This window comes from Campylobacter sp. 2018MI01, from assembly GCF_018501205.1.
Taxonomy (GTDB): domain Bacteria; phylum Campylobacterota; class Campylobacteria; order Campylobacterales; family Campylobacteraceae; genus Campylobacter_E.
In genome coordinates, this window is the sequence record NZ_JAHCZE010000018.1 from 1 (window position 1) to 26,518 (window position 26,518).

Sequence of the window (26,518 nt, forward strand, 5' to 3'; positions counted from 1 at the left end):
ATATATAAACAATGAAGAGATTTAACTCTTCACTAATTATTTAATAGAATTAATAGTCTTTAAAATATAATTTTTTGAGATTTCAAGTTTTTCTTTTTCATCTTTATTTAAGTCTAATTCAAGAACTTTTTTAATACCACCCTTACCCACTACAACCAATCTTGAATAAGCTAAATTATCTTGAGTAAAACTAATAGGTGTGATTAAATTCTCATCATCTTTAATAGCTTTAATAATTCTTGCAATTACACTTCCTATTCCAAATTCTGTTTTACCTTTTACTTTAAAAATTTCTCCACCCTTAAAGCGAACTCTGTTTTCAATCTCATCTAAATTAAGGTTAAACTCATTAATATTTTTACCGCCCACAAAGGCATTGCTCTTATAAAAAAACTGCGTATCTCCATGCTCTGCTAGCATAAAAGCATTTATATTTTTATAAGAAATTCCTAATTTATTAGCAACTTCAATCTTAAGCCTTGCACTATCAAGCGTTGTGCCTGTGCCAATTACTTTAAAAGCATCTAAGCCGCTTAATTTTTGAGCGTAATAAACAATGCTATCATTTGGATTTGTAGCTATTAAATATATACCATTAAAGCCCTTTAAGGCATTAATAATTTCTTTTAAAGGTTCATAATTAGCCTTAAGTTCAAGCGTTCTATCAGGCTCGATACAAGTTGTATATGCTAAGACAATAAGGTCACATTTTACTAATTCTTCTATCTTGCTAACAGCAAAAATTTTAGAATTTGAATTGGTATTTTCAAGACTATCTTCTAAATCAATCTTACTTGCGTTTGCTAAGCCATCTTTAATATCGTATAAATAAAGCTCGTTTGCTATATTTTGACTACTTAGCATAAAACTTGCAGCCGAACCAACGGCTCCAAGTCCAATAATTCCTATTTTCATTTTAATAAACTCTTAAATAATTCAACGCTATCAAGCTGCTCCCAAGGATAACTTGCAACTCCAACTTGCCCATAAGTTGCAACATCAGCATAAGAAAATCCAGCTTTACTAGGCTCATCTAATCTAAATTTTTCTTTAATCCATCTAGGAGTTAATGCAAAATTTCTTTCAACAAATGCACTTAAAATATTATCATCAACACTTGCATTTGTCCCCATACAATCAACATTTACGCTAATTGGTTTTGCAATTCCTATTGCATAGCTAATTTGCACTATACATTTTTTAGCTAAGCCACTTGCAACTATATTTTTTGCTACATATCTAGCTGCATAAAGCCCACTTCTATCAACTTTTGTGTAATCTTTTGAGCTTTGTGCCCCACCACCTATTGGGCTATATCCACCAAAACTATCCACTATTAATTTTCTTCCTGTTAAGCCACTATCGTGAAGGCTTGAGTGATTTACATATCTTCCTGTTGGATTAATATAAATAATGCAATCATCTTTATTAAATAGCTCTTTTGGTAAGCCCGAATTACAAATTAAATTCATAATTTTTGAGCGAACTTCATCAAGACTTAGACTACTTACGCTAGGAGCTGAAACTACTATTGTATGGATTTTTTTAGGCTTACAATTTTCATAATTTTCCTTGCTCTCATAATCAATTGTAACTTGAGTTTTAATATCTACTCCAAATTCGTGTGGATTATTTAGAGCATATTCATATACTTTATTACAAATCATTCTCGCATAAAAAATCGCAGCAGGCATAAATTCAGGTGCTTCGCTACTTGCAAAGCCAAACATCATACCTTGATCACCCGCTCCCATTTCTCCATCACTTTTATCAACGCCTTGATTAATATCATTACTTTGCTCGTTTAATAACACTTGCACTTTAACATCACTTGGGTGTAAGCATTCAGCCTTGCTAAAATGAGAATTTTCTTTATAACCTATTTTAATTAAAGCGTTTTTAACTACTTCTTCATATTCACTTTCACTAACCTTTAAATTAGATTTAATCTCTCCACCAATTATTACATTCTTTCCAGCGACAAAAACCTCACTAGCAACGCGAGCATTTTTATCATAATTTATATGCAAATCAACAATGCTATCAGCAATGATATCAGCACATTTATCAGGGTGTCCTGCACTTACTACTTCACTTGTAAATAAATACATTTATTATCCTTTAATAATTAAATTTTGCCTAATTTTAGCCTTTATAGTTAATGTTTTGTAAGATAGATTTGCTATATTTTTGCCTTTTTAAGGAGATATTATGAGCGTCTTAAGTTCAATGATTAAAAGATATAAAAGTACTAATTTAATTATAAAAATTATGATTGGTATTGTTGTAGGTGTTTTTGTTGGAATTTGTATTCCTAGTTTTACTGATTATACTTCTTTATTAGGAGATTTTTTTATAGGTGCTCTAAAAGCAATTGCTCCGATATTAGTATTTATTTTAGTTCTTAGTGCAATCTCTACTAGAGAATATGGAAATGGAACTAAAAAAATAAAACAAGTAATAATTTTATATTTAATAGGAACTTTCCTAGCTTCTGTTTGTGGTGTTGTTGCTAGCTTTTTATTTCCTACAAAACTTATATTAGAAATACCAAATAATATTGATTTAACCCCGCCAAGTAGTGTTGCTATGGTATTTAAAGATTTATTATTTAAAATGATAGAAAATCCAGTAAGTGCATTAGCTAATGGAAATTATATTGGAATTTTAACTTGGGCTATAGCTGCTGGAATTGCACTTAAAACTTGCTCAAAAGAAGTAAAAAAAGTATTTATAGATATTAATGAAGGCACTATTAAAATTGTTGCTTTCATAGTTCGTCTAGCTCCTATTGGTATTTTTGGTCTAGTAAGCACAAGTGTTGCTAAAACTGGTGTAGAAACTTTAGCTGATTATGTTTTATTACTATTAGTATTAGTTGGGACTATGCTATTTGTAACATTTGTAATCAATCCATTAATAGTATTTGTAGTTACTAAGAAAAATCCTTATCCATTAGTTTGGGTTTGTATAAAACACTCTGCAATTTATGCGTTTTTTACAAGAAGTTCAGCTGCAAATATTCCTGTAAATATGGCACTATGTTCAAAAATTAATGTTGATAAAGAATTATATGGAGTATCAATTCCACTAGGTGCTACAATTAATATGGCTGGAGCCGCTGTTACTATTTCTGTTTTAGCACTTGCTGCAGTTCATACATTAGGACTTAATATTACTTTTACAAACGCTATACTACTTAGCTTTTTAGCTGCATTTGCTGCTTGTGGAGCTAGTGGGGTTGCTGGTGGCTCACTTTTACTTGTTCCTTTAGCGTGTTCATTATTTGGGATAAATGATGATATTGCTATGCAAGTAGTTGGGGTTGGCTTTATAATTGGAGTTATTCAAGATAGTGTTGAAACAGCTTTAAATAGCTCTACTGATGTGCTATTTTCTGCAATTTGTTCTGATACTAAAATAGATTTAAGTAGGGTATAAAATGGAATGGGATTTAAGCATAATTTATAAAAACAAAGAAGAATTATATAAAATTTTAAAAGATTTAGAAAATCAAGCAAACGATTTTGCTTTAAAATACGAAAATAATTTAAAAAATGAAAAAGAATTTGAAAATATCATTTCAAAATTAGAAAGCATTTATAATGAGTTAAGCCGTGCTGGAGCTTATGCGTATTTACATTTTGCAAAAGATAGTGCAAATGGAGCGTTTTTACAAGAAATAAACACAATTTGCACTAATATTGAAAGTAAATTGGTGTTTTTTGAAATTGAGTTTTGCGAATTAGAAAACGCACAAGAAATTGCAAATAATTGTAAAAAATATTCATATATGCTAAATAATTGGCTAAAAGCTAAAAAATATCAATTAAGCAAAAGCAACGAGCAAGTATTTATGAAAATGAATATAAATGGTAAAGAAGCATTTTCAAGATTATTTGATGAATACTTAAGTAATATTACCTTTAAACTTGACTTAAAAAAAATCAGCGAAGAAGAACTATTAAGCAAACTTTATAGCCCTGATAGAGCTTTAAGAAAAAGAGCAGCCGATGCACTTACAAAAGGACTTAAGAAAAATATAAAAACTCTATGCTTTATTTTTAATATGATTAAAAATAATCACTTAAGTGAATGCGAGCTAAGGGGCTATGAAAATCCTATGCAAGCAAGGAATTTGAGTAATCAAATTGAAGATGAAAGTGTAAAAAGCCTAATAAAAGCAGCCGAAAATAATTATCATTTAGTAGAAAATTATTACAATAAAAAGCGTGAAATTCTAGGTCTTAAAGAATTAAAAGACTATGATAGATACGCTCCACTTTATGATGATATTAGCAATGATTGGGATTTTGAGAAATCTTGTAAAGTTGTAAAAGATACTTTTAATAAATTTAGCCCAAAATTTGCTGAACTTATGCAAAAAGCACTTGATAATAAAGCTCTTGATGTATATCCAGCTAAAAATAAGCGTAGTGGAGCATTTAGCTATGGCATAAATCCTCAACCTTTTGTAATGCTAAATCATACAAATAATAGAAGAGATTTATTCACTTTAGCACACGAATTAGGGCATTTAATCCATCAAAGTCTAGCAGGAGAAAATCTAGGGTATTTTAATGCAAATACTCCGCTAACTACAGCTGAAACTGCTAGTGTTTTTGCTGAAATGCTAGTTTATGACGCTATTAAAGATACACTTAGCCCTAAAGATAAAAAAGCACTTTTAGCAAGTAAAATTGAAGATATATTCGCAACATTTTTTAGACAAATTAATTTTACAAATTACGAAATCGCTCTACATAATCACGAAGGTGAATTAAGTGTTGATGAGTTTTGCGACTTATGGTTAGCTGAAGGGCAAAAAATGTTTGGTAGTAGCGTAAAATTACGCAAAAAATACAAATATTGGTTTAGCTATATCCCACATTTTATCCATTCGCCGTTTTACTGCTACGCGTATTCTTACGCACAATTATTAGTTTTAGCATTATTTGGGCTTTATAAGAGTGGAAAATGTGCTAATTTCGTAGAGCTTTATACAGAATTTTTAGCAAGTGGCGGAAGTCGCTCTCCGGCTGAATTGGTAGGACTTTTTGGACTTGATTTAAATAGTGATGAGTTTTGGCAATTAGGAATTAATGAAATTGCTAAAATGGTTAAGGAATTTTGCGAATGAATTATTTAGATAGACTAAATCCTGCTCAAAAACAAGCCGCTACATTTGTAGATGGAAGTTTGTTAATCTTAGCTGGTGCTGGAACTGGCAAAACCCAAACAATGATTAGCAGATTAGTCTATTTAATAAGTGAAGTTGGAATTAGCCCTGAATCAATTTTAAGCCTTACATTTACAAATAAAGCCGCAGCTTCAATGAAAGAAAGAGCTATAAAAATGCTAAATGAAATAGGCTATAGTAATAATTTACCAATTTTAAGCACATTTCATAGCTTTGGAATGGAGTTTTTAAGTGAATATATAGAATTATTAGATGGAAGAAGAAGGAAAAATTATAGACTAATTGATACTGATGATAAAAAGGCTATGATTAAAGAATTTGTTTTAGAAAAAATTAGAAAAACTGATATAAATTTTTTAAGTAAGGATAAAAAAGATAAAGAAATCTTAAAAGATGAAAAAGAGTTTTTAAGAAATAAAACCAACGAAGCTATGGCTTATATAGATAGGGTTAAAAATACCTTAGAATTTGAATTAGAAAATGAAAATCACGAAATATATTTAGATTATGAAAAAGCTTTAGAATACAATAATTTAATAGATTTTGATGATTTAATAATTCTGCCACACGATATTTTAAAAAACAATCCAACAACAGCTACAAAAATTAGCAATCAATATTCATACATAATGGTAGATGAGTATCAAGATACTAATTTAGCTCAATTAAAATTATTAAAATTATTATGTAAAGCCCATCAAAATATCGTTGTAGTTGGAGATGATGATCAAAGTATTTACTCATTTCGCCACGCAAGAATACAAAATATATTAGGATTTTCTGATGATTTTCAAGACGCAAAAATCATTAAATTAGAAGAAAATTATAGAAGCACAAAAACCATATTAAATCACGCAAATAGCTTAATAGCAAACAATAAAACAAGATATGGAAAAGAGCTATTTACAAATAATGAATTTGATATAGATATTACTAAATTAGAAAATTATTATGAAGTAATTTACGAGATTAAAAGTCTTATAGAAAAAGGTGTCAAGCACAATGAAATCTGTGTTTTATATAGAATGAATATGAGCGGAAATTTCATTGAACCTAGATTAATTAGTGAGAATATACCTTATAAAGTTATTGGTTCTGTTCCGTTTTTTGAAAGAGCGGAAATTAAATTACTCATAAATTATCTAAGACTTTATGTGGATTTTAACGATAACTTGGCCTTTAAAAAAATCATCAATATGCCTAAAAGAAAATTTGGTGAAAAAGCCTTAGAAAAATTAGAGAATTTATCTAAAAAACCATCTTTATTTGAAAGTTTAAAAGATAATTTAGATAGTTTTAAAAATATTGAAATTAAAGAATTTATAGAGCTTTATACTACAACTCAAGATAAATTCGCTTTATTTTTAAATAAATTAGCTTCTCTTGAAGTTCATAATTTATTTGATAATCCAAAATCAAGAGCTGAAAACTGCTCGGTATTTTTTGATATTATCAAAAGAGAATGCGGCTTTAATGCTGATATTGCTAAGCTTACTAATTTTTTAAATAAAATCATCTTACAAGAGCAAATAATAAAAGAAAATAATAACGCAATTAATCTTATGACTATTCACGCTAGTAAAGGATTAGAATTTGAATATGTATTTTTAATTGATTGTGATGGTGGCAAAATGCCTTGCACTTTTATGGGTATTTTTGATATTGAAGAAGAGCGAAGATTAGCTTATGTAGCGATGACAAGGGCAAAACATAAATTCTATTTACAATATGATTATACAAATCCAAGTATTTTTGTAAATGAAATTATGTATAAAAATACTAGCAATACTACTATAAATAATTCTACTAATGAATTTAAAGTAGGAAATGTAGTAAATCATAAATTATTTGGTAGTGGAAAAATACTTGCCATTGAAGGCAATTTAATTAGCGTAAATTTTCAAGGAAAAATTAGAAAGCTCAATAAAGACTTTCTAAGTTTAGCTTAAATAATATTAGTATTTAAACTAATATTATTTATAAATCTCTTTAAAATTCTTATAAAAATTAGCAAAAGTTTTATTAGCTATATTTTCTCTAATTTCACTCATTAAATTTAAATAATAATGCAAATTATGAAGACTTGCTAAGCGAAAAAATGTAATCTCTCCAGCTTTAAACAAATGATGAACATAAGCACGGCTATAGTTTCTACAAGTATAACAAGAGCAGTTTTTATCAATTGGCTCATTATCATCTTTCATAAAACTAGCCTTTATATTTATTTTGCCAAAACTTGTAAATAATGTGCCATTTCTAGCATTTCTAGTAGGCATAACGCAATCAAACATATCAACCCCACGAGCAACATTTTCTACCAAATCAAGCGGAGTTCCAACCCCCATTAAATATCTTGGGCGATTTTGTGGCATTTGTGGGGCTAGTTTTTCTACCGTTTCATACATTAATTCATTTGGCTCTCCAACGCTTAACCCACCAATTGCAAGTCCATCAAAATAATATTCATTTTCAGCATCTAAAATACCTTTTAAACACTCACTTCTTAGCGTATGATTAGTCCCACCTTGAACGATAGCAAAGATATTTTGCTCTCTTTTTAATTCATTTGTATAAAGCTTTTTAAACTCGCTTTTATAAAGCTCTTTTGAATATTTTTGAAGCAAGGTAATTTCATCTGTATTTTGAAATTCTTTTTTCATCTCAAGCGAGAGTTTAGCCCAATAAATAGTGCGTTTAAGACTTGCTTTAATTCTTTCTTCACTAGCAGGTAAAGCACATAAATCATCTAAAACCATACAAATATCACTATTTAATAAATACTCTGTTTTTAAAACACTTGCAGGTGTAAAATGATGTAAGCTCCCATCAATGTGGCTTTTAAAGGTAATTCCATCATCACTATGTTTTGTATTTTTACTTAGTGAAAAAGCTTGAAATCCACCACTATCAGTTAGAAAGCTTCCATTAAATTTAGTAAAATTATGTAGCCCGCCGTGTCTAGCTATCAAATCAGCACCTGGTCTTAAATAAGTATGATAAGTATTTGCTAGGATTATTTTTGCTCCTAGACTTTGCATATCAGTTGCATCTAGGGCTTTTACGCAGCCTTGAGTTCCTACTGGCATAAAACAAGGAGTATTAAATTCCCCGTGAGCTGTGCTTACTTTACCAAGCCTAGCGTTATTATCTGTTGAATATAAATCAAATTTCATTATAATTTTCCTTTATAAAATGGAGTTGTTATGAAAAAAATATTAGTTTTAGCTAAGGTTTGTGTTGCAAATCACTTCTTAAAAGAACTTGCAAAGTTTAAGGATAGCACAAAAGAATATATAATCGTTTGCCAAGATGATATTAATTTTAAGCATAGTTTTACTCATATTAAAATTGACCCTACAAATGCTGCAAGACTTAAAAATTATGTAAATAATAATCTTGAACTTGTATATTTATTATTTGATAATGATTTAGATACAAGGCTTGCTTATGATGCTATAAGATTTATTGATAAAAGAGTAAGAATTGTAGTATTATCAAACAATAAAGAATACGAAAATGATAGCTTTTGCACTCTTATTAATCAAGAAGAAATGACTACAAATCATTTAATAGATATTTTGCCAAATATGCCAATGATAGCAAGAGATATTGGGCTTGGAATTGGCGAGATTATGCAAGTATTTGTTCCTGTTGGCTCAATTTATGCAAACAAACATATAAATGCAATTGCACAAGAATTTTATAAAATCGCATTAATTTATAGAGATAATGAAATAATTTTACCAAAACCCGATACTCAAATTCTAGCAAATGATGAGCTAGTTTTAGTAGGTGATCCAAATATTTTAAATCTAATGTTTTCAAGGATTAAAGGTCAGGTAGGACAATTTCCTAGCCCTTATGGAGATAGTATTTGCGTTGTAATTGATATGAAAATTGATGAAAATATAGACAATTTAATAAATACAGCACTTTTATTACACGCTAAATCTAATAGTTCAAGACTAATTTTTTATGTAGTAAATCCTACAATAAATAAAGACTTAGAAAAATTAAAGAAACTTAAAAGAAAGACAATAATAGTCCATATTAAATATGAAGATATATCGGTAAATAATGTAGTTTTAGAGTTTTGTAATATGTATTCTGGACTATTTATTACAAGTAAAGAAATTTTTAAAAAAAATATAGCAACTTTTTATGATAGTTCTATGCCTGTTTTAAAAATAGGAACAATAGATTTTGCAAAGCTAAATACTATAGCTTGCATAGGTTCAGGCTCTCTTAGAGTGGAGAATTTAACATCTACTTTATTAGATATTTCTTTAATACTTAATTTAAATGCAAAAATGATGTATTTTGATAATGCAAATCCTGTAAGTGATGATTTGATAGAACATATAAATATGCAATCACAATTTTTTAATAAGAATTTAGAATTAGTAGAATACAAAAGCAAAAACCCATTATTAGAGCTAAAATTTAATCCATACATAATACATTGTTTAGGATTTGAAAAGCATATAATCAAAACGAATACTTTAAAATATTTATCTAATGATTTTTCAAAACTTTACGAAATACTAGATGATAATTATCAATTATTCATACCAATAGTTTAAAACTTCTAGGAATTTAAATCATTTTAAATTCCTAAAAATTAATCACAAATTTTTATTAATTTTTTTCATACATTTTTCTTCAAAAATTTTTATCATAAATTTAATTTTTTTTGTATAATATTTTTTTATTTTTTAAAGGAGAAAAAATGAGTGCAAAATCTTATGTAAATGAAACACTTGAATTAATCAAAACTTATTCATCTAGACAACCTATATTCTTACAATGTGCAACTGAAGTTTTAAAATCAGTTACACCATTACTAGAAAGCAACAAGCAATACGAACAACACGCAGTATTACAAAGACTAGTAATGCCAGAAAGAACAATTATTTTTAGAGTTGTATATATTGATGACAGTGGTAAAGCTCAAACACATTTTGGCTACAGAGTTCAATTTTCTAGTGCTCTTGGACCTTATAAAGGTGGTTTAAGATTTCACCCTACGGTAAATCTTGACATTTTAAAATTCTTAGCATTTGAGCAAATCTTTAAAAACTCTTTAACAGGACTTTATATAGGTGGTGGTAAAGGTGGGGCTAATTTTGACCCTAAAGGCAAAAGCGATGCTGAAATAATGAGATTTTGCCAAGCATTTATGAGCGAACTTAGCAAACACATAGGCTATTCAACCGATGTTCCTGCTGGAGATATTGGCGTTGGTGCTAGAGAGCTTGGATATATGTTTGGAGCTTATAAAAAAATTACTTCTAAATTTGATGGAACTTTAACAGGTAAAAAAATTAGCTGGGGTGGTTCATTAGTTAGAAAAGAAGCTACAGGATATGGAACGGTTTATTTCTCAAAAGAATTATTAAAAGAAAAAGGCGAAGGCTTTGAAGGAAAAACTTGCGTAGTTTCAGGTAGTGGAAATGTGGCTATTTATACTATTGAAAAACTTTATGAATACGGAGCAAAAGTTGTTGCAGTAAGCGATAGCGATGGCTATGTTTATGATAAAGATGGAATTGACTTAGACCTTTTAAAAGAAATTAAAGAAAACTTAAGACTTCGTGTAAGTGATTATGCTAACCGCAAAAAAGGTGCAGTTTTTGTATCTAAAGTAAATTATGAAAAAGGAACAAACGGAATTTGGAGTATTCCTTGTGATTATGCTTTCCCTTGTGCAACACAAAACGAACTTAGCTTAATAGATGCGAAAAACTTATATAAAAATGGCTGTAAATTAATCGCTGAAGGTGCTAATATGCCTTGCACACTTGATGCACAAAAATTTATTTTAGAAAACAAAATATATTATGCACCAGCAAAAGCAGCAAATGCTGGTGGTGTAGCTACAAGTGCGCTTGAAATGCAACAAAATGCAAATATGACTTCTTGGACATTTAACGAAGTTGATGAAAAATTACATAAGATTATGAAAGATATTTACGCTAGAACTGCAAATACTGCTAAAGAATTTGGATTTGAACATAATTTATTAGCAGGAGCAAATATTGCAGGCTTTAAAAAAGTTGCAGATGCTATGATAGACCAAGGCTATATTTAAGCCGAAAAGCCCTATTTTTAGGGCTTTTTTTACAAACTTAATATTAACTTTCTTTTATTATTATTCTTTCTTCAAAATCAAAAAATCAGGTTAAATATGAAAAAAATTATATATGTAAGTGCTATTAGTTCTTTGATTTATGCAAATACAATAAGTGATATTGAATTTAAAGGTTTATATCACTTGTCAAAAGAACAAGCCTTAAAGGCTGTGGATTTAAAAATTAATGATGAAGTTAATATATATAAGATAAATGATGCGGTTAAAAACCTTTTTTCTTATGGATATTTTGATGATATTTATGTTGATGAAAATAATGGAAAGCTAATATTTAATGTTGTAGAAAAACAATTCATTGCAAAAGTAAATATCAAAGGAACTTCAAGTAATGATAAAAAGCAAATAGAATCGTTTTTAAGTATTAAAAAAGGCGAAGCTTATAATGATAGAAAAATAGAAGAAGCAAAAGAAAAAATAATTCTATACTACCAATCTCGTGGATTTTATGATAGTGTAGTTGAAGTTGATACTCAAGAGCTTGAGAATAATGCTGTTGTATTAAATTTCAACATAAATAGAGGCGAAATCATAACAATTAAAAAAGTTAATTTAATAGGTGCTAAAAAATTAGACTATAGTGATTTTGACCCTGTAATAGCAAATAAAGAAAAAGAACTATTAGGTTGGTTTTGGGGATTTAATGATGGTAAATTATACTCAACCGAACTACCAAACGACCCTGCTAGAATTAAAGATGAATATATGAAAAAAGGCTATCTTGATGCTAATGTATCAAATCCTTATTTAGAAGCTAATATGCAAACTTACAAAGCAGAATTAACCTATTATATAAGCGAAGGCAAACGCTATAAAATAGAAGAAATCACAATAGAAAACCCACTAGAAAATGAAGTGAAATTTAACTTAAGTGATTTAAGAAGTAAAAAAGGAAAATATATTAATTCAGAAAAAATTCGTTCTGATATAGAATTAATTAAAACCAAATTCCAAGATAAAGGATATGCTTTAGCAGAGGTTTATCCTGATATTGCTAAAAATGATGCTGATGGAGTTGTAAAAATTTATTTTAGAGTTAATCTAGGCAATAAATACAATATTGGTAAAGTAATAATTAAAGGCAATGACAAATCTTTAGATAAAGTAGTAAGAAGAGAATTATTCTTAACCGAAGGAATGCAATTTAACAAAACAGATTTAAATGATAGCATTATAGCACTTAGAAAAACCGGTTATTTTGAAGAAGTAAATATCACTCCAAAACCAAGCTTTACGGGAGATATTGATTTATTAGTAGATGTAAAAGAAAAATCAACAGGCTCAATTACTGGTGGTATTGGTTATAGCACATCTGATGGATTCTTAATTAACGCATCTGTTAGCGATAGAAATATCTTAGGTAGCGGAATGTATGGTGGGATTAATTTAGAAAAATCAGATAAAGATGTAACTGGTAAAATCTTTTTAAACAATCCTAGGATATTTGATTCTAAATACTCAACAGGCTTTGATATATATAGCTACAAAAGAGATTGGGATACTTACGAAGAATACAATAATGGTTTAGAACTTAGCATTGGTAGAGAATTAGCTAGATTTTGGGGAATTGGAGCTATTTATAATTACGAGCAAAGTGATTTAAGAAAAGCAACTATTGAAATGATTGCAAGTGGTGAAAAATTAGGCAAATCAAGAAAATCAGCTATAACTCCATATTTATATTTTGATAATACTGATGATTTTTACTTACCAAGAAGTGGTATTTATAGTAGAGCAGCATTTACTTATGCAGGGCTTGGGGGAGACCAAAAATATAAAAAATTTGCCTTTGATTTTAAGTATTATAAAGGTTTAAAAGAAGATTTTGACACCGATTTAATTTTTAGATTTAGAACATCATTTAATAAATTATTTAATTATAAAGATACACCAATTAACTCAAGATTATATCTTGGTGGTTTAAGAAGTGTTAGAGGATATGAAAGTGATAGCATAACTCCAAGGGGTATTGGATATTATGATACAAATACTCATACTAAAGTAGATAAATTAGGAAACGGAGTAATTGCTTATCCTTACGATAAAGGTGGAGCGATTTCACTTAATTCTAGTGTAGAAATCAATTTCCCATTAATTAATAAATTAAAACTTCGTGGTTCAATTTTTTATGATTATGGTATGATAGGCGAAAAAAAATTAAATGAGATTAAAAGACAAAGTGCAGGAATTAGTCTTGATTGGAGCACACCAATGGGACCATTAGTGTTTGTATTCTCAAAACCTATTGATAAAAAATCAGGGGATAAAACAAATACATTTGAATTTAGCATAGGAAGTCAATTTTAGGAGATAAGAATGAGTTTTGCAGATATTTTTAAAATTAGAAGAACACAATCAAAGCCAAATGAAGCACCAAATCACTGGGTAAAATGTGATAATTGTCATGCTTTAATGTATTATAAAGAAGTTGCAAGTTGCTTTAATGTATGCCCTAAGTGTGGCTTACATATGAAAATAAGCCCTAATGAAAGAATAGAAATGCTAGTTGATGAAGGAAGTTTTATTGAATATGATAAAACTTTAAGAGCTAATGACCCATTAAAATTCGTAGATTCAAAAAGCTATAAAAAACGCTTAAACGAAAGCGAAGAAAAAACAGGCAGAACAAGTGCAGTAATTTCAGGAGAATGCAAAATCGGTGGAATTGGCGTTCAATTATGTGTGTTTGACTTTTCTTTTATGGGTGGTTCGCTAGGAAGTGTTGAAGGCGAAAAAATCGTTCGTGCAGTTCAACGCGCTATGCAAAAAAAAGAAGGACTTATAATAATTAGTGCAAGTGGTGGTGCTAGAATGCAAGAGAGCACATATTCACTTATGCAAATGGCTAAAACATCAGCTGCATTAAAATTACTTGCTAGAGAAAGACTTCCTTACATATCAATTCTAACTAACCCTACTTTTGGTGGAGTATCAGCGTCTTTTGCTTGGCTTGGAGATATTGTAATTGCTGAACCTATGGCACAAATTGGCTTTGCTGGTGCTAGAGTTATTAAGCAAACTATAGGAGCTGATTTACCTGAAGGATTTCAAAGTGCTGAGTTTTTATTAGAGCATGGACTTATTGATTCTATTGTTCCAAGAGCTAATCAGCGTGAATTTTTAAGTGATTTTTTACGATATTTTAAATGAATATAAATATTTATTTTATTCAAAAAAAATTAGAAAAATTAAGCGAATTTGAAAATAGATTTATAAAATTAATAAATCAATTTTCAAAACTTAATCTAAATAATGTATTTTCAAAACAAATCGCAAAAGCACAAGATTTGGGCTCAAATGAAGCTAGAATAGAATATGCAAAAGCTTATATGCCTTATAAAAAAACTTTTAGTATAGCTTTAAGTGAAAGGGGCAAGAGCATTGATAGTATTGAGTTTGCTAAGTTATTGCAAGATAAAAATGAAATTAATTTTTTTGTAGGTGGAGCTTTTGGATTTAATGATGAGTTTTTAAATGAATGTGATTATGTATTGAGTTTTTCAAAACTTACATTTTCACACGAAATTGCAAGGATTGTATTGTTAGAACAAATTTATAGGGGTTTTTGTATAAATTCAAATCACCCTTATCATAAGTAAAGGATTGTTATGAAAATTAGAAATTTTTTAATTTATTCTATTTTATATTTAATGTTAATTGGACTTATTATTGTTGTATTTTTTAATGATTTATTTAACTCTACAAGAGTAATTAATTTAGGAATTTTCAATTTTCAAAAAACATTTGAATTTGATAGCTTTACTTGGGTTTGTATGCCACTTGTTATATATGTTATATTTGCATTACTTTATTTTTATTTTTCATTTATTTCTTTTCATTTTTCAACAAAAAGACTTATTAAAGATGGTAAAAAATTTGAAATGTTTTTAGAAGATTTAGTTTTAGATAAAAAAAATATTTACAAGTTTAAAACAAAAGAATTTCAAGACGCTAGTGAATTAGTAAAATCACTTTATTACAATCAAGCAGGAACAAGTGCTGATAAATTAAATAATGCAATAGCTATAAAAGCAATGGTTGAAAATGGAGAAATCTGTGATTTAAAACCATTTAAACTATCTAAAGACAATACAATTTATTTAAAAAACGAAGCAAATAAAGCTAAAAATGATTTAAATTACGCTTATAACTTACTAAAAAATCAAGAAGAAATTCAAGATGAAATCAGCCTAAGTGCTTACAATAATCTAATTTTAAACGGCATTTATGCAAATATTAAAACACTAAAAATTCAAAAAAGCAAAGAAGATATTAAAATCCTTTTAAATAGATTTGCTAATGATGATTTAAGTCTTAGCAATGCTGAATTAGAAGTTTTAATTTTTAATGATAATTTTGAAGAAGGCGAATATTTAGATTTTGCAAAAGAATTATTTACAAAAATTGAGCCAAATAGCCTAAAAGCAATATTTTTAAAACTAAAAAATGAAAAAGATAACGCATTTAGAGCGTATTTATATATACTTGCAAAACTTGCATTATTTGATGAATTAATAGAAGAAATTTATGGTAGCGAAGCTGATTTAGAAGATTTTAAATTAATTGTATTTTTAAAAGAACAAGGTAAAACTTACGATGTTGATAAACTTATTTGCTAATTCTAAGCCCTTATTTCTAGCACCAATGGCAGGTCTTAGCGATCTTGCCTTTAGAAGACTTGTTAAAAGATTTGATTGTGATGTAACAATTAGCGAAATGATTAGTTCAAACGCTCTTGTTTATGAGAGTGAAAAATCTTTAACTATGTTAGAAAAAGATAAAAGCGAAAGACCTTTCATAGCTCAAATTGCAGGCTCAAATAAAGAAATTATAAAAAAAGCAGTTGAGATTATAAATAAAGAAGAAAACATTCACGGGATTGATTTTAATTGTGGCTGTCCTGTAAATAAAGTTATTAAGCAAAATGCAGGTTCAGCACTACTTAAAGACTTAGATAATCTAAAATCACTCCTAGATATTATAAAAACCAATAATAAAGTAGGCACAACAAGTGTTAAAATAAGACTTGGTTTTAATGAGTGCGAAATAGAAAAAATAATAAATTCTTTAAACGAATTAGAACTAGATTTTATAAGTATTCACGGAAGAACTAGAGCAGGAATGTATAGTGCTAAGGTAGATTATAACGCTATAAAACTAGCAAAATCTTTAGCAAAAACCAAAATAATTGCAAACGGCGATATATCTTATGAAAATCATCAAATGGTATTAGAACAAACCAATGCTGATGGGCTTATGATAGGAAGAAATGCTGTTGGAAATCCTTGGATTTTTTCTCAAATTAAGGGTAAATTTAATGAAATTAATAAAAGCGAAATCATACTTACACATTTTGAATTTATGTGTGATTTATACAAAGATTATGCTTGTTCGTTGTTTAGAAAACACTTGCACGAATATTCAAAAGGCTTAGCAAATGCGAGCGAATTTAGAAATGAAGTAAATAAAATTAATGAGCCTAAAATTATGCTAAATACGATAAAAGAGTTTTTTGATGCTACAAATTATTAAAAAACTTGATTTAGTTGAATATTTAGATGAATTATTTGCTTTATTTGCTAGAAATAAACCTTTATTTATTGAAGGGGATACTAATTTACACCTAGCAAGAATTAATGAATTATGCGAATATGAATTAAAAGAATTAAAAAGCGTAAAAGATTTAAGCAAAGCATTAAATCATCTTAGTAAAAAAGGCATTTTACACCTTGATGAGATAGAAGAATTTGTAAAGATTTTAAATTATTTTAAATACTTATTTCAAATTCCGTTTTCAAATTCTTTTAAAAAATACCTTGAAAAAATCATAATTCCTAATGAAATTGAAAATATATTAAAATATTTTAAAGACGATGTATTTGATGAAGAAAAAGATGAGCTTTTACAAAGTATAAAAATCAAAATCAAAGAATTAAACCAAAGCATAAATCAAAATCTAAGAAGCCTGTTAAACTCAAAATCACTTGAAAGCTATTTAATAGATACTCAAATACATTTTATATCAAATACTGAATGCTTATTGGTTAGGGGCGGATTTGCTAAAGTGCTTGATGCTAGTATTGTTGCAAGAAGTAGTGGTGGTGGATTTTATGTAGAACCTAGCAGTATTTTAAACTACAAACAAGGCATAAAAAGATTAGAAAATGAAGCCGATGCTAAAAGATTTGAATACGCAAAACAATTTAGTGAAATTTTATCTAAGCATTTATTGTTTTTAAAGTTTATAAATAAAGAATTTGATTTAATAGATAGCTATATTGCAAGGGTTAATTTTGCTAAAAAGAAGGATTTAAACTTCATAACTCCAAGTAATGATGATAAAATTATCTTAAGTGAGTTTTGCCACCCCGCTTTAAATAATCCAAAACCTGTTAGCGTAGAGTTTAAAGAGCAAGTTTTATTAATAACAGGTGTAAATGCGGGTGGAAAATCAATGCTACTTAAAAGCATTTTAGCTGCTAGTTTTATGACAAAATATCTAGTTCCTATGAGAATTAATGCAAACAAATCTCACATAAGTACTTTTAAAGAATATATAAGCATTATTGAAGACCCGCAAATGGCTAAAAATGATATTTCTACTTTTGCAGGAAGAATGTTAGCATTTGCTAAAATGAATGGTAAGAAAAATTTCTTATTAGGGGTTGATGAGATTGAGCTAGGAACTGATTTTGAAGAAGCGAGTTCATTATTTTTTACCCTAATTTGTGAGCTGAAAAAACACGGAAAACTAATAATCACAACCCATCACAAACGCTTAGCAATGCTGCTTGCTAAAGAAGATAAAGTAGAATTATTAGCAGCTTTATATGATATTAAAAATGAGCGTCCTAAATATGAGTTTTTAGCGGGAATTGTAGGCAAATCATACGCATACGAGACGGCTTTAAGATATGGAATAAGTGCTAGTTTGGTTGAGCTTGCTAGAAAAAGCTCTAGCGAAGCTGAGCAAAATATAAATGAAATGCTAAATAAAAACTTAGAACTTGATGCAAAACTTAAAATGCTAATTGCAAACAACGAAAAAAAAGAAAATAAATTAAACAATCTCCTAGAAAGCCTAAAAGATAAGGAAAATAAATTAATTGAAGAATACAAAAAACGCAAAAATGAACTAGAAAATGAATATTTTAAAGCAATAAATGCGGCTAAAAAAACTCTTGATTTTTCTGATTTAAAAGATAAACAAAGACAAATTAATGCAGCAAATGTATTAAAGCAGCAAATAAAACCAGAAAGTGTTAAAAGAGAAGAATTTAAAATAGGAGATTTTGTAAAATACGAAAAAATTAAAGGCAAAATCATAGCTTTAAATAAAAATATAGCAACCGTGCAAACTGATATGCTACAATTAAAACTTGATATTTCAATGTTAAAAAGAAGTGGCGAAACTCCTAAATCAAATTCTAGCAAAGTAACTTATGAAAAAAGTGTAAGTAATGCTAGCACTAAATTAGATTTGCATGGATTAAGAAGCGAAGAAGCTATTGAATTATTAGATAAATTTATTTCAGACGCACTAATAATTGGATTTGATGAGATTATCGTATATCACGGCATTGGAACAGGTCGCTTAGCTTATGCTGTGAAAGAATATTTAAAAACTAATAGGAGTATAAAAAGCTTTTGTGATGCACCTGCAAATGCTGGTGGATTTGGGGCTAAAATTATAAGATTGTAGGTTGAAAAATGGAAAACAAGGATTTTAAAAAAATAAAAAATATTTTATATTTATTAATTGGTGTTTTTGTTCTACTTAATTTTTATCTTTTTATGGATTCTAGAAATTATGTTAGATTATTTACAGAAAGCTACTTACATTCATTAGTAAATAAAGAAGAATTTAAATCTTCTAAAATATTAAGCGAATTTATCGTTCAAGACAATAAAATTATCTCAAAAAATGATAATAGTCCTAAATTAAGTGAATTAGAAATTAAAGAATTAGTAAAAAATAATAGTTTTTACGAAGCTATAAAAGTAGATAAAAATCAATTTGACATAAGATATTATGAATTAATTAATGGGGCTTATTATGGCTTTAATAACCAATTTTATCTTACAAATTCTAGATTTTACCAATTTTACATACCTGTGCTTTTAAATATTTGTTTTTTTATTTTAATTTATAACTTATATAAACAAAAAAATCATATCTCAGCACAATACCAAAGAAGTATTAGCACATACACTAAAAGAATAGAAAAACTTGAAATTGAAGCAAGTATAGACCCACTAACTCAACTAAAAAATAAAAGAAGCTTGGAAAAATCAATCGTTCTTATGAAAAATCCAAAATTATTATTAGTTGATATTGATGAGTTTAAAAAAATTAATGATTATTTTGACGCTAATACTGCTGATGATTTATTAAAACATATTGCCTTAATTATGAGCGATTTTGCTGATGAAAACCACTTAGAAGTCTATAAGCTTGATGGAGATTTGTTTGCGCTTTTAGAAGATAATATTGAAGATGAACAAAGGTATGAAGAATTAGTAACAGAGCTTATGCAAGAGCTTAAAAATAAAGATTTAACAATAGAATATAATCACCAAATAGCTAGCATAGTTCTAACACTTACAATGGGACTTTGTTTAGAAAATGAAAATACACTTAAAAAAGCATTTATTGCACTAAAAAGAGCAAAAAGAGATAATAAGAATTTCGTTTGTTATTCTAAATTTATAGATGAAGAAAAAGAATATTTCCATCAACTAAGCACAGCAAAATCAATTCAAAGTGCAATAGCAAAAGATGAAATCTTACCTTTTTTCCAACCTATTTTTGATAAAGATAAAAACATTACTAAATTTGAATCTTTAGTAAGAATTGTCAAAAAAACTCCTGAAGGAACCGATGTAATCACTCCAGGTGCTTTTTTAGCAGTTTCAATTAAAATGAAGCAATACGAAATTATTGAAAATTTTGTGATAGAAAAAGTTGTTCAAACTTTAGTTGAAAACCAAGACATTGTTTTATGCGTAAATCTTGGCGGAAGGGATATGATTGATAGTGCTAAAAATAATAAATTCATAAATCTTTTAAGAAGAACAGGGGTTGCTAATCGCTTAATTATTGAAGTATTAGAAGATGAAAATATTTCACAAAATGAAAAAATAAAAGACTTTTTAAAAAGAATAAAAGAATTAGGCTGCAAAATAGCAATAGATGATTTTGGTAGTGGATTTAGTAATTTTTCATATTTATTAGAATTAATGCCTGATTATATTAAAATAGATGGAAGTATTATAGAAAAAATTACAAAAGATGAAAAAAGTGAAAAAATAGTCAAAACTATAGTTTTATTCTCAAAATCTCTAGGTATTAAGACCGTTGCAGAATTTGTAAGTACAGAAGAAATATTTAAAAAATGTATCGAAGTTGGTGTAGATGAGTTTCAAGGATTTTATTTAGGCAAACCAAGTCCAACTTTTACTCAAGAAGAAATTGATTTAGACTTTTATCATTTAAAGGAAAAAAATGCTTAAAAAATTATTTATAGACCTTTTAAAAGAAGCTAGTGTTACTCCTGATGCTAAGAATTGTTATAAAATTACAAGTGAGTTTTTATCTAATTTTGATAATGAAATCCTAGCTATAAATAATACTACAAATCAAATCTTAAGCAAAGAATTTAACAAAGTTGGTTTGCATATTTGTTTTTGCGGACATATTGATGTAGTTCCTAGTGGAAATGGCTGGGAAAGTGAGCCATTTTTACCAACTATAAAAGATGATTTAATAATAGCGCGTGGCACTCAAGATATGAAAAGTGGCGTTGCAGCATTTTTATATGCAATTAAAGAATTTAGCAAAAACAATATTAAAAATATAAGAAAAATCAGCATTGTTTTAACAAGTGATGAAGAAGGCGATGGTAAAGATGGAGTTATCAAGGTTTTAGAAGAATTAGACAAAAGAAATGATTTGCCTAATATGTGCATAGTTGCCGAGCCAACTTGCGAAAAAAACTTCGGTGATAGCATAAAAGTTGGTCGTAGGGGTAGCATTCACGCAAACATAAAAATATTAGGAACTCAAGGTCATGCAGCCTATCCATCAAAATGCAAAAATCCCGTTCATTTAGGGGCTTCGTTTTTAGCTAAAATTTCAGGATTTGATTTAGATAATGGCAATGAGTTTTTTGAACCAAGTAAAATAGTAATTACTAATTTAAGTGCAGGAATTGGTGCATCAAATGTAACTCCTAGTGAGTTTAAAATTATGCTAAATGTTAGAAATTCTCCACTTACAAGCAAGCAAGATTTAGAAGATTTTTTAAGAGAAAATTTAAAGAATTTAGATTATGAATTAGAAATCAAACAAAGTTCAGAGCCATTTTATACAGACGCTAATTCAATACTTGTAAAAACTCTTAAAAAAGCCTTAGAAAATCAAGGTATTTTCAATACTTGCTTAAACGCAAAAGGCGGCACTAGTGATGCTAGATTATTCGCAAAATACGGCGTTTTAGTCTGTGAATTAGGCGTAGTAAATGATAAAATCCACGCAGCAAATGAAAGCGTGCCTTTTAGTGAAGTTGTAGCTTTAAGTAATACATTTTTAGAGTTTTTAAACTTAATGGAGGCAAATAATGTTAATTAATAGTGAAATTGAACTTATTAAAAAAGAATTAAATGATGATTTAGGTAGGGGAGATTTATTCTCACAACTTGAAAATAATGAAATAATAAAAGCAAATCTTAAGGCTAAAAGTGATGGGGTTTTTGCTGGAGAGCCTTATTTTAAAGAGATTTGTAAAATGCAAAATATTGAATATGAATTATTTATAAAAGATGGGCAAAGTTTCAAAAAAGGCGATATTTTAGCAAAATTTAAAACCTTAAAAACTACTTTATTAATGAGTGAGCGAACCATACTTAATTTTATTCAACACGCATCAGGGATTGCTACAAAAGTTGCTTCAATGAAAGCTTTAATAAAAGATTATGATGTAGCTTTGCTTGATACTAGAAAGACAAGACCTGGATTAAGAGTGTTTGAAAAATACGCAATTCGTTGTGGTGGTGGGCAAAATCATCGTTTAGGTTTAGATGATTGTATTATGCTAAAAGATACTCATTTGCTTGGAATAAAGGATTTAAAATCTTTTATAAAAGAGCTAAAAAGCAAAATCCCATATTACACTCCAATTGAAATTGAGTGCGATACAATTGAGCAAGTAAAAGCTGCTTTAGAAGCTAATGTAAATGCGATTTTACTTGATAATATGAGCCCTAGTGAGTGTGCTAATATAGTAAAATTAAGAGATAGTTTAGGCATTAAAGTTATCTTGGAAGCTAGTGGGGATATTAACGAAAACACCATAGTTGAATATGCTAAAAGCGGAGTTGATGTAGTAAGTTCAGGCTCAAATATTTATAAGGCTACTTGGGTTGATTTTTCTATAAGACTTGGTGAGTAATTATGGCTGATGATGCAGAAAAGACAGAAGAACCCACAGATAAAAAGATAGAAGACGCCAGAAAAGAAGGAAATGTCGCTAAAAGTCAAGACGTAGCAGCACTTATAACTCTTTGTGTTGGTTTTGGCTTTGCTTTATTTTGGGTTTATTTTTTGCACGAAAGAATTACGGCTTTATACATTTATTACCAGAGTTTAATAGGTAGCGAAATTGATAATAAATTGCTTTATAAAATAGGTATCAAAACTCTACTTGAACTTGCTTTAATGATCTTACCACTTGCTATCGCAATTGCTATTGCTGGAATTATTGCAAATGTTATGCAAATAGGCTTTAATTTTACACTCAAACCCATAATGCCTAATTTTGGCAAAATCAATCCAATCAAGGGCATTAAAAATATAATTTCAATGAAAAAGCTAATAGAATTAGTAAAAATCATTCTAAAAGTTAGCGTTATTTTCGGCATTGTTGGGTATTTTATATATAGCTTTTTGCCAGGACTTAGCCATTTAGCAATTTTGCCACTCATTAAACAAATGGAGTGGTTAAGAGATAAAATCATAATCCTTTTTGCAGCTGTTATATGCTCATTTTTAGTATTTGGAATACTTGATATTTTTATAGTTCGTTTTCAGTATTTTAAAGGACTTAGAATGAGTAAGCAAGAGATTAAAGATGAATACAAGCAAATGGAAGGAGACCCGCAAGTAAAGGCAAAAATTAGGCAAATTCAAATGCAAGCAGCAAGAAATCGTATGATGCAAGATGTCCCTAATGCTGATGTGGTAATTACCAACCCAACTCATTACTCAATCGCAATTGCTTATGATAGGACAAAGCATAAAGCCCCTGTGGTATTAGCAAAAGGAGTTGATAATATCGCTTTTAAAATCCGTGAAATAGCACAAAAACACGATATTCCAATATATGAGCAAAGAGAATTAGCAAGATCACTTTATAAGATTTGTGAAGTAGGAGATGAAATCCCTGTAGAATTATATAAAGCAACGGCTGAAGTCTTAGGCGTAATTGCTAGAATGAGTAGAAGATAATTTAAATTCTTTTTAAACACAATACAAAATATAAGCACCAAAAATCTTTATAAAATCAAAAAAATAATATCGCCAAATATAATTTTGAAAAATACTTTTAAATAGTTTTAATAGCTATTTAATAGTCATTTCAACGCTCCAATAAAAATTATCTACTCCAATAGCTTCAACAATACCACTTCTTTTCATAATTTCTTTGATATCAGGAGAAACACCTGCAATAAATACGGGAATTTTTCGCTTTTTAATGGCTTCTATTACTTCAAGAAAGGCACTTGCTCCTGAAATATCCATATAAGTTGTCCCTCGCATAGAAAATATAATCGCTGTTTTATAATTTATTCTGCTAGTTAATTCTAAAATTTTATCCGTATTAGAAAATATAATAGCTCCCATTATATAAATTACTTCAGCTTGTTTTATATGTTGTGGTAAAGGAGAATTTAAATCAGTAAATTTCTCACTATCAAAATAATCAAATTTAATTTTTAAGTTTGAAATCTGAACCATTAAAAGCATTAAAGATAAAATCACGCCTATTAAAATTGCAATTGTTAAATCAAAAATAATAGTTGCTAACATAGTTGCAAAAAACTGAACTAAAGCACCTTTAAATCTATTTTTAAAAAAATATTTAATAGTATGCCACTCATTCATTCTAAATGCAGTTACAAATAAAATTCCAGCTAACGCACTAAGTGGAATTAAACTCATAATCGGTGCTAAAACAAGCATAGATACTAATAAAATTATAGAATGAAATATACCAGTAAGCCTAGTAACAGCACCAGACTTAATAGCCACGCTAGTTCTAGCAATAGCAGCAGTCGCAGGAACTCCACCGCAAAAAGGAACTAAAATATTGCCTAAGCCTTGAGCTATTAATTCTCTATCGCATTTAAGTCTAACACCAACCATTCTACCACCACTTGCACCACATAATAAGCTCTCTATCATACCCAATAAAGCAATACTTATTGCAGGAGTTATCAACTCTTTTAAGTGCAAAATATCAAAATCACTAAAAGCAAACCTATCATCTAAGATTATGTTAGTAGGAATTACCCCTATTCTTTGAATATCTAATGAAAAAATTATACTTATTAATGTAGCGACTATCAGTGCAATTAATGAAGCAGGAGCGTATTTTTGATATTTTTTAGGATAAGCTAACATAAAAACTACTACGAAAATACATATAAAAACTGAAATATAATTAATATCTAAATCCATTTTAAAATAATTTATTGTTTTTTCCAACGTTGTAATTCCACTAGCTTTAACACCTAATAAATTATCAATTTGACCTAAGGCAATAATAACAGCAATTCCTGAAGTAAAACCTGTAATTACAGGCATAGGAATAAATGCAATCACTCTACCAAAATGAAATAATCCTGCAAAAATTAATAATAATCCAGCCATCAAAGTAGCCACAAAAACACCTGTTAGTCCATATTGAGTAGTTATGGCAATTAAAATAGCAGCCATTGCACCGGTTGGACCTGATATTTGATAATAAGCTCCACCAAATAACGATATTACAAACCCAGCTAAAATAGCAGTAATAAGTCCTGAAGCTGCACTTGCCCCACTACTAACACCAAATGCAAGCGCTAAAGGCAGAGCAACAGCAGCAACCGTAGCACCAGCCATTAAATCTTGTAATAATTTCATCTTGTTATATTCGGTAAATTCCAGTCTTAAATCTTGAAAATAGCTTTTCATCAAAACATTCCTTAGGTATATTTTGTTAATCATATCAATGATTGTTTTAAAACTAGCTTTTAATACTAAATCGTAATTTCTAATTATTCTATTAATACTATGTATAATACTATAACCCCCCCCCCAACCACTCTAAACAACATAAACAATACTTTAAATTAAAAACTAAAAAGCAATTAAAATATCATTCTAAAAATAACCTTCACTAACTACTAAAAATAATTAAAAACACACCATAATAAAACAATCTCAAACATAATCACTAAACATAAAAAGCTATTTTTATTAAAAGAATTTAAAACTTATAAATACTTTATAAAAAACATTAATTATATTAACTCTTAAAAATACAACTAATATTTTATTTAATAGTAAAAACATAATTATCACTTATAATTTAAATTACTTATTACTATAAGAGTTATTTTAAAAAGATAATATATATGCTACCAAATATCACACCACTTCAATAAGTATTATAATTTATATAAAAATAGCTTTAAACATAACTACAAGCTAAATAAGTAAAAATAAGTATTCTTAAATAAATTCAAATATCATTAAAAATATAAATATTATTTATAAGCTTCAATCTAAAATAAATACACAAGTAAAACATAAAATCATACTAAAATTACATATATTAAAAAGATTTAAAAAATAATTTAAAAAATAATTTAAAAGATAGATAAAAAGAATAAAAATGGTGGGCCTAACAAGACTTGAACTTGTGACCTCACCCTTATCAGGGGTGCACTCTAACCAGCTGAGCTATAGGCCCTTAAGAAGTAGAATTATTGTTATCTTATTTCATTTCAACCTTTGATATCCAAACAAGCTCTCAAGAGCTCTTGAAATATTTATTATTACTCTTTAGTGTGAGTTAAAGAGTATGTACTCTAGAAAGGAGGTGATCCAACCGCAGGTTCTCCTACGG

General features: G+C 28.5%; 19 protein-coding genes and 1 tRNA gene. 15 read left to right on the plus strand and 5 right to left on the minus strand.

What is annotated here, in order from left to right; all coding sequences use genetic code 11:
* Nucleotides 1-36: 36 nt before the first annotated feature.
* Both KJQ97_RS04290 and metK read right to left on the minus strand, forming a co-directional pair.
* Nucleotides 37-915: a lactate/malate family dehydrogenase gene (locus KJQ97_RS04290; protein WP_214120059.1), complete on the minus strand. Its 879-nt coding sequence runs from the start codon at nt 913-915 to the stop codon at nt 37-39.
* Nucleotides 912-2,111 carry a methionine adenosyltransferase gene (metK, locus tag KJQ97_RS04295; protein ID WP_214117391.1) on the minus strand — a complete coding sequence of 400 codons (1,200 nt, stop codon included), beginning with the start codon at nt 2,109-2,111 and terminating at the stop codon, nt 912-914. The genes KJQ97_RS04290 and metK overlap by 4 nt, the downstream gene beginning before the upstream one ends.
* A 100-nt stretch (nt 2,112-2,211) precedes the next feature.
* Between metK and sstT the strand changes: the two genes are divergently transcribed.
* The 3 genes from sstT to KJQ97_RS04310 are packed head-to-tail and all read left to right on the plus strand — an operon-like array spanning nt 2,212 to nt 7,149.
* Nucleotides 2,212-3,441: a serine/threonine transporter SstT gene (gene sstT, locus KJQ97_RS04300; protein ID WP_214117392.1), complete on the plus strand. Its 1,230-nt coding sequence runs from the start codon at nt 2,212-2,214 to the stop codon at nt 3,439-3,441.
* A 1-nt stretch (nt 3,442) separates the two neighbouring features.
* Nucleotides 3,443-5,140 (plus strand): M3 family oligoendopeptidase, encoded by a 1,698-nt coding sequence (locus KJQ97_RS04305; protein ID WP_214120060.1) that lies wholly within the window; start codon nt 3,443-3,445, stop codon nt 5,138-5,140.
* On the plus strand, nt 5,137-7,149 hold the full coding sequence (locus tag KJQ97_RS04310; RefSeq protein ID WP_214120061.1) for an ATP-dependent helicase: 2,013 nt from the start codon (nt 5,137-5,139) through the stop codon (nt 7,147-7,149). The genes KJQ97_RS04305 and KJQ97_RS04310 overlap by 4 nt, the downstream gene beginning before the upstream one ends.
* Nucleotides 7,150-7,173: 24 nt before the next feature.
* Here the strand turns inward: KJQ97_RS04310 and KJQ97_RS04315 are convergent, their stop codons facing one another.
* Entirely contained in the window at nt 7,174-8,373 is a 1,200-nt protein-coding gene (locus KJQ97_RS04315) for a tRNA guanosine(34) transglycosylase Tgt (protein ID WP_214120062.1), read from the minus strand.
* 30 nt (nt 8,374-8,403) lie between these two features.
* Here KJQ97_RS04315 and KJQ97_RS04320 point away from each other — a divergent pair, with 30 nt between their 5' ends.
* From KJQ97_RS04320 to flhB, 12 genes are all read left to right on the plus strand, one after another.
* The gene (locus KJQ97_RS04320; RefSeq protein WP_214117396.1) at nt 8,404-9,783 is read left to right on the plus strand and encodes a TrkA C-terminal domain-containing protein; all 1,380 of its coding nucleotides are present in this window, start codon (nt 8,404-8,406) and stop codon (nt 9,781-9,783) included.
* Nucleotides 9,784-9,929: 146 nt separating this feature from the next.
* Nucleotides 9,930-11,291 (plus strand): NADP-specific glutamate dehydrogenase, encoded by a 1,362-nt coding sequence (gene gdhA / locus KJQ97_RS04325; RefSeq protein WP_214117397.1) that lies wholly within the window; start codon nt 9,930-9,932, stop codon nt 11,289-11,291.
* Between the two features lie 96 nt (nt 11,292-11,387).
* Nucleotides 11,388-13,655 (plus strand): outer membrane protein assembly factor BamA, encoded by a 2,268-nt coding sequence (bamA, locus tag KJQ97_RS04330; RefSeq protein WP_214120063.1) that lies wholly within the window; start codon nt 11,388-11,390, stop codon nt 13,653-13,655.
* Between the two features lie 9 nt (nt 13,656-13,664).
* On the plus strand, nt 13,665-14,498 hold the full coding sequence (gene accD / locus KJQ97_RS04335; protein ID WP_214117399.1) for an acetyl-CoA carboxylase, carboxyltransferase subunit beta: 834 nt from the start codon (nt 13,665-13,667) through the stop codon (nt 14,496-14,498).
* A complete protein-coding gene (locus KJQ97_RS04340; protein ID WP_214117400.1) occupies nt 14,495-14,947 on the plus strand; it encodes a 23S rRNA (pseudouridine(1915)-N(3))-methyltransferase RlmH in 453 nt (150 codons plus the stop codon). The genes accD and KJQ97_RS04340 overlap by 4 nt, the downstream gene beginning before the upstream one ends.
* A gap of 9 nt (nt 14,948-14,956) precedes the next feature.
* Nucleotides 14,957-15,967, plus strand: coding sequence for a hypothetical protein (locus KJQ97_RS04345; protein WP_214120064.1), 1,011 nt, complete (start codon nt 14,957-14,959; stop codon nt 15,965-15,967).
* The gene (locus tag KJQ97_RS04350) at nt 15,945-16,880 is read left to right on the plus strand and encodes a tRNA dihydrouridine synthase (RefSeq protein WP_214120065.1); all 936 of its coding nucleotides are present in this window, start codon (nt 15,945-15,947) and stop codon (nt 16,878-16,880) included. The genes KJQ97_RS04345 and KJQ97_RS04350 overlap by 23 nt, the downstream gene beginning before the upstream one ends.
* Nucleotides 16,864-19,050 (plus strand): endonuclease MutS2, encoded by a 2,187-nt coding sequence (locus KJQ97_RS04355; protein ID WP_214120066.1) that lies wholly within the window; start codon nt 16,864-16,866, stop codon nt 19,048-19,050. The genes KJQ97_RS04350 and KJQ97_RS04355 overlap by 17 nt, the downstream gene beginning before the upstream one ends.
* 8 nt (nt 19,051-19,058) lie before the next feature.
* Nucleotides 19,059-20,861, plus strand: coding sequence for an EAL domain-containing protein (locus tag KJQ97_RS04360; RefSeq protein WP_214120067.1), 1,803 nt, complete (start codon nt 19,059-19,061; stop codon nt 20,859-20,861).
* Nucleotides 20,854-21,978: a succinyl-diaminopimelate desuccinylase gene (dapE, locus tag KJQ97_RS04365; RefSeq protein WP_214120068.1), complete on the plus strand. Its 1,125-nt coding sequence runs from the start codon at nt 20,854-20,856 to the stop codon at nt 21,976-21,978. Before KJQ97_RS04360 ends, dapE begins: the two co-directional genes overlap by 8 nt.
* Nucleotides 21,968-22,798, plus strand: coding sequence for a carboxylating nicotinate-nucleotide diphosphorylase (gene nadC / locus KJQ97_RS04370; RefSeq protein ID WP_214120069.1), 831 nt, complete (start codon nt 21,968-21,970; stop codon nt 22,796-22,798). The genes dapE and nadC overlap by 11 nt, the downstream gene beginning before the upstream one ends.
* The gene (gene flhB / locus KJQ97_RS04375) at nt 22,798-23,853 is read left to right on the plus strand and encodes a flagellar biosynthesis protein FlhB (protein WP_214120070.1); all 1,056 of its coding nucleotides are present in this window, start codon (nt 22,798-22,800) and stop codon (nt 23,851-23,853) included. The genes nadC and flhB overlap by 1 nt, the downstream gene beginning before the upstream one ends.
* Before the next feature lie 114 nt (nt 23,854-23,967).
* On the opposite strand, the gene KJQ97_RS04380 is transcribed toward flhB, so the two are convergent.
* Together KJQ97_RS04380 and KJQ97_RS04385 are read right to left on the minus strand one after the other, a co-directional pair.
* On the minus strand, nt 23,968-25,581 hold the full coding sequence (locus tag KJQ97_RS04380) for a SulP family inorganic anion transporter (protein WP_214117407.1): 1,614 nt from the start codon (nt 25,579-25,581) through the stop codon (nt 23,968-23,970).
* A gap of 704 nt (nt 25,582-26,285) precedes the next feature.
* Nucleotides 26,286-26,362, minus strand: a tRNA-Ile gene (locus tag KJQ97_RS04385).
* Nucleotides 26,363-26,518: the final 156 nt, after the last annotated feature.

Coding starts and splice junctions, on each gene's coding strand:
- KJQ97_RS04290 (WP_214120059.1), bottom strand. CDS start 915: ATGAAAATAGGAATTATTGGACTTGGAGCCGTTGGTTCGGCTGCAAGT.
- metK (WP_214117391.1), bottom strand. CDS start 2,111: ATGTATTTATTTACAAGTGAAGTAGTAAGTGCAGGACACCCTGATAAA.
- sstT (WP_214117392.1), top strand. CDS start 2,212: ATGAGCGTCTTAAGTTCAATGATTAAAAGATATAAAAGTACTAATTTA.
- KJQ97_RS04305 (WP_214120060.1), top strand. CDS start 3,443: ATGGAATGGGATTTAAGCATAATTTATAAAAACAAAGAAGAATTATAT.
- KJQ97_RS04310 (WP_214120061.1), top strand. CDS start 5,137: ATGAATTATTTAGATAGACTAAATCCTGCTCAAAAACAAGCCGCTACA.
- KJQ97_RS04315 (WP_214120062.1), bottom strand. CDS start 8,373: ATGAAATTTGATTTATATTCAACAGATAATAACGCTAGGCTTGGTAAA.
- KJQ97_RS04320 (WP_214117396.1), top strand. CDS start 8,404: ATGAAAAAAATATTAGTTTTAGCTAAGGTTTGTGTTGCAAATCACTTC.
- gdhA (WP_214117397.1), top strand. CDS start 9,930: ATGAGTGCAAAATCTTATGTAAATGAAACACTTGAATTAATCAAAACT.
- bamA (WP_214120063.1), top strand. CDS start 11,388: ATGAAAAAAATTATATATGTAAGTGCTATTAGTTCTTTGATTTATGCA.
- accD (WP_214117399.1), top strand. CDS start 13,665: ATGAGTTTTGCAGATATTTTTAAAATTAGAAGAACACAATCAAAGCCA.
- KJQ97_RS04340 (WP_214117400.1), top strand. CDS start 14,495: ATGAATATAAATATTTATTTTATTCAAAAAAAATTAGAAAAATTAAGC.
- KJQ97_RS04345 (WP_214120064.1), top strand. CDS start 14,957: ATGAAAATTAGAAATTTTTTAATTTATTCTATTTTATATTTAATGTTA.
- KJQ97_RS04350 (WP_214120065.1), top strand. CDS start 15,945: ATGTTGATAAACTTATTTGCTAATTCTAAGCCCTTATTTCTAGCACCA.
- KJQ97_RS04355 (WP_214120066.1), top strand. CDS start 16,864: ATGCTACAAATTATTAAAAAACTTGATTTAGTTGAATATTTAGATGAA.
- KJQ97_RS04360 (WP_214120067.1), top strand. CDS start 19,059: ATGGAAAACAAGGATTTTAAAAAAATAAAAAATATTTTATATTTATTA.
- dapE (WP_214120068.1), top strand. CDS start 20,854: ATGCTTAAAAAATTATTTATAGACCTTTTAAAAGAAGCTAGTGTTACT.
- nadC (WP_214120069.1), top strand. CDS start 21,968: ATGTTAATTAATAGTGAAATTGAACTTATTAAAAAAGAATTAAATGAT.
- KJQ97_RS04380 (WP_214117407.1), bottom strand. CDS start 25,581: ATGAAAAGCTATTTTCAAGATTTAAGACTGGAATTTACCGAATATAAC.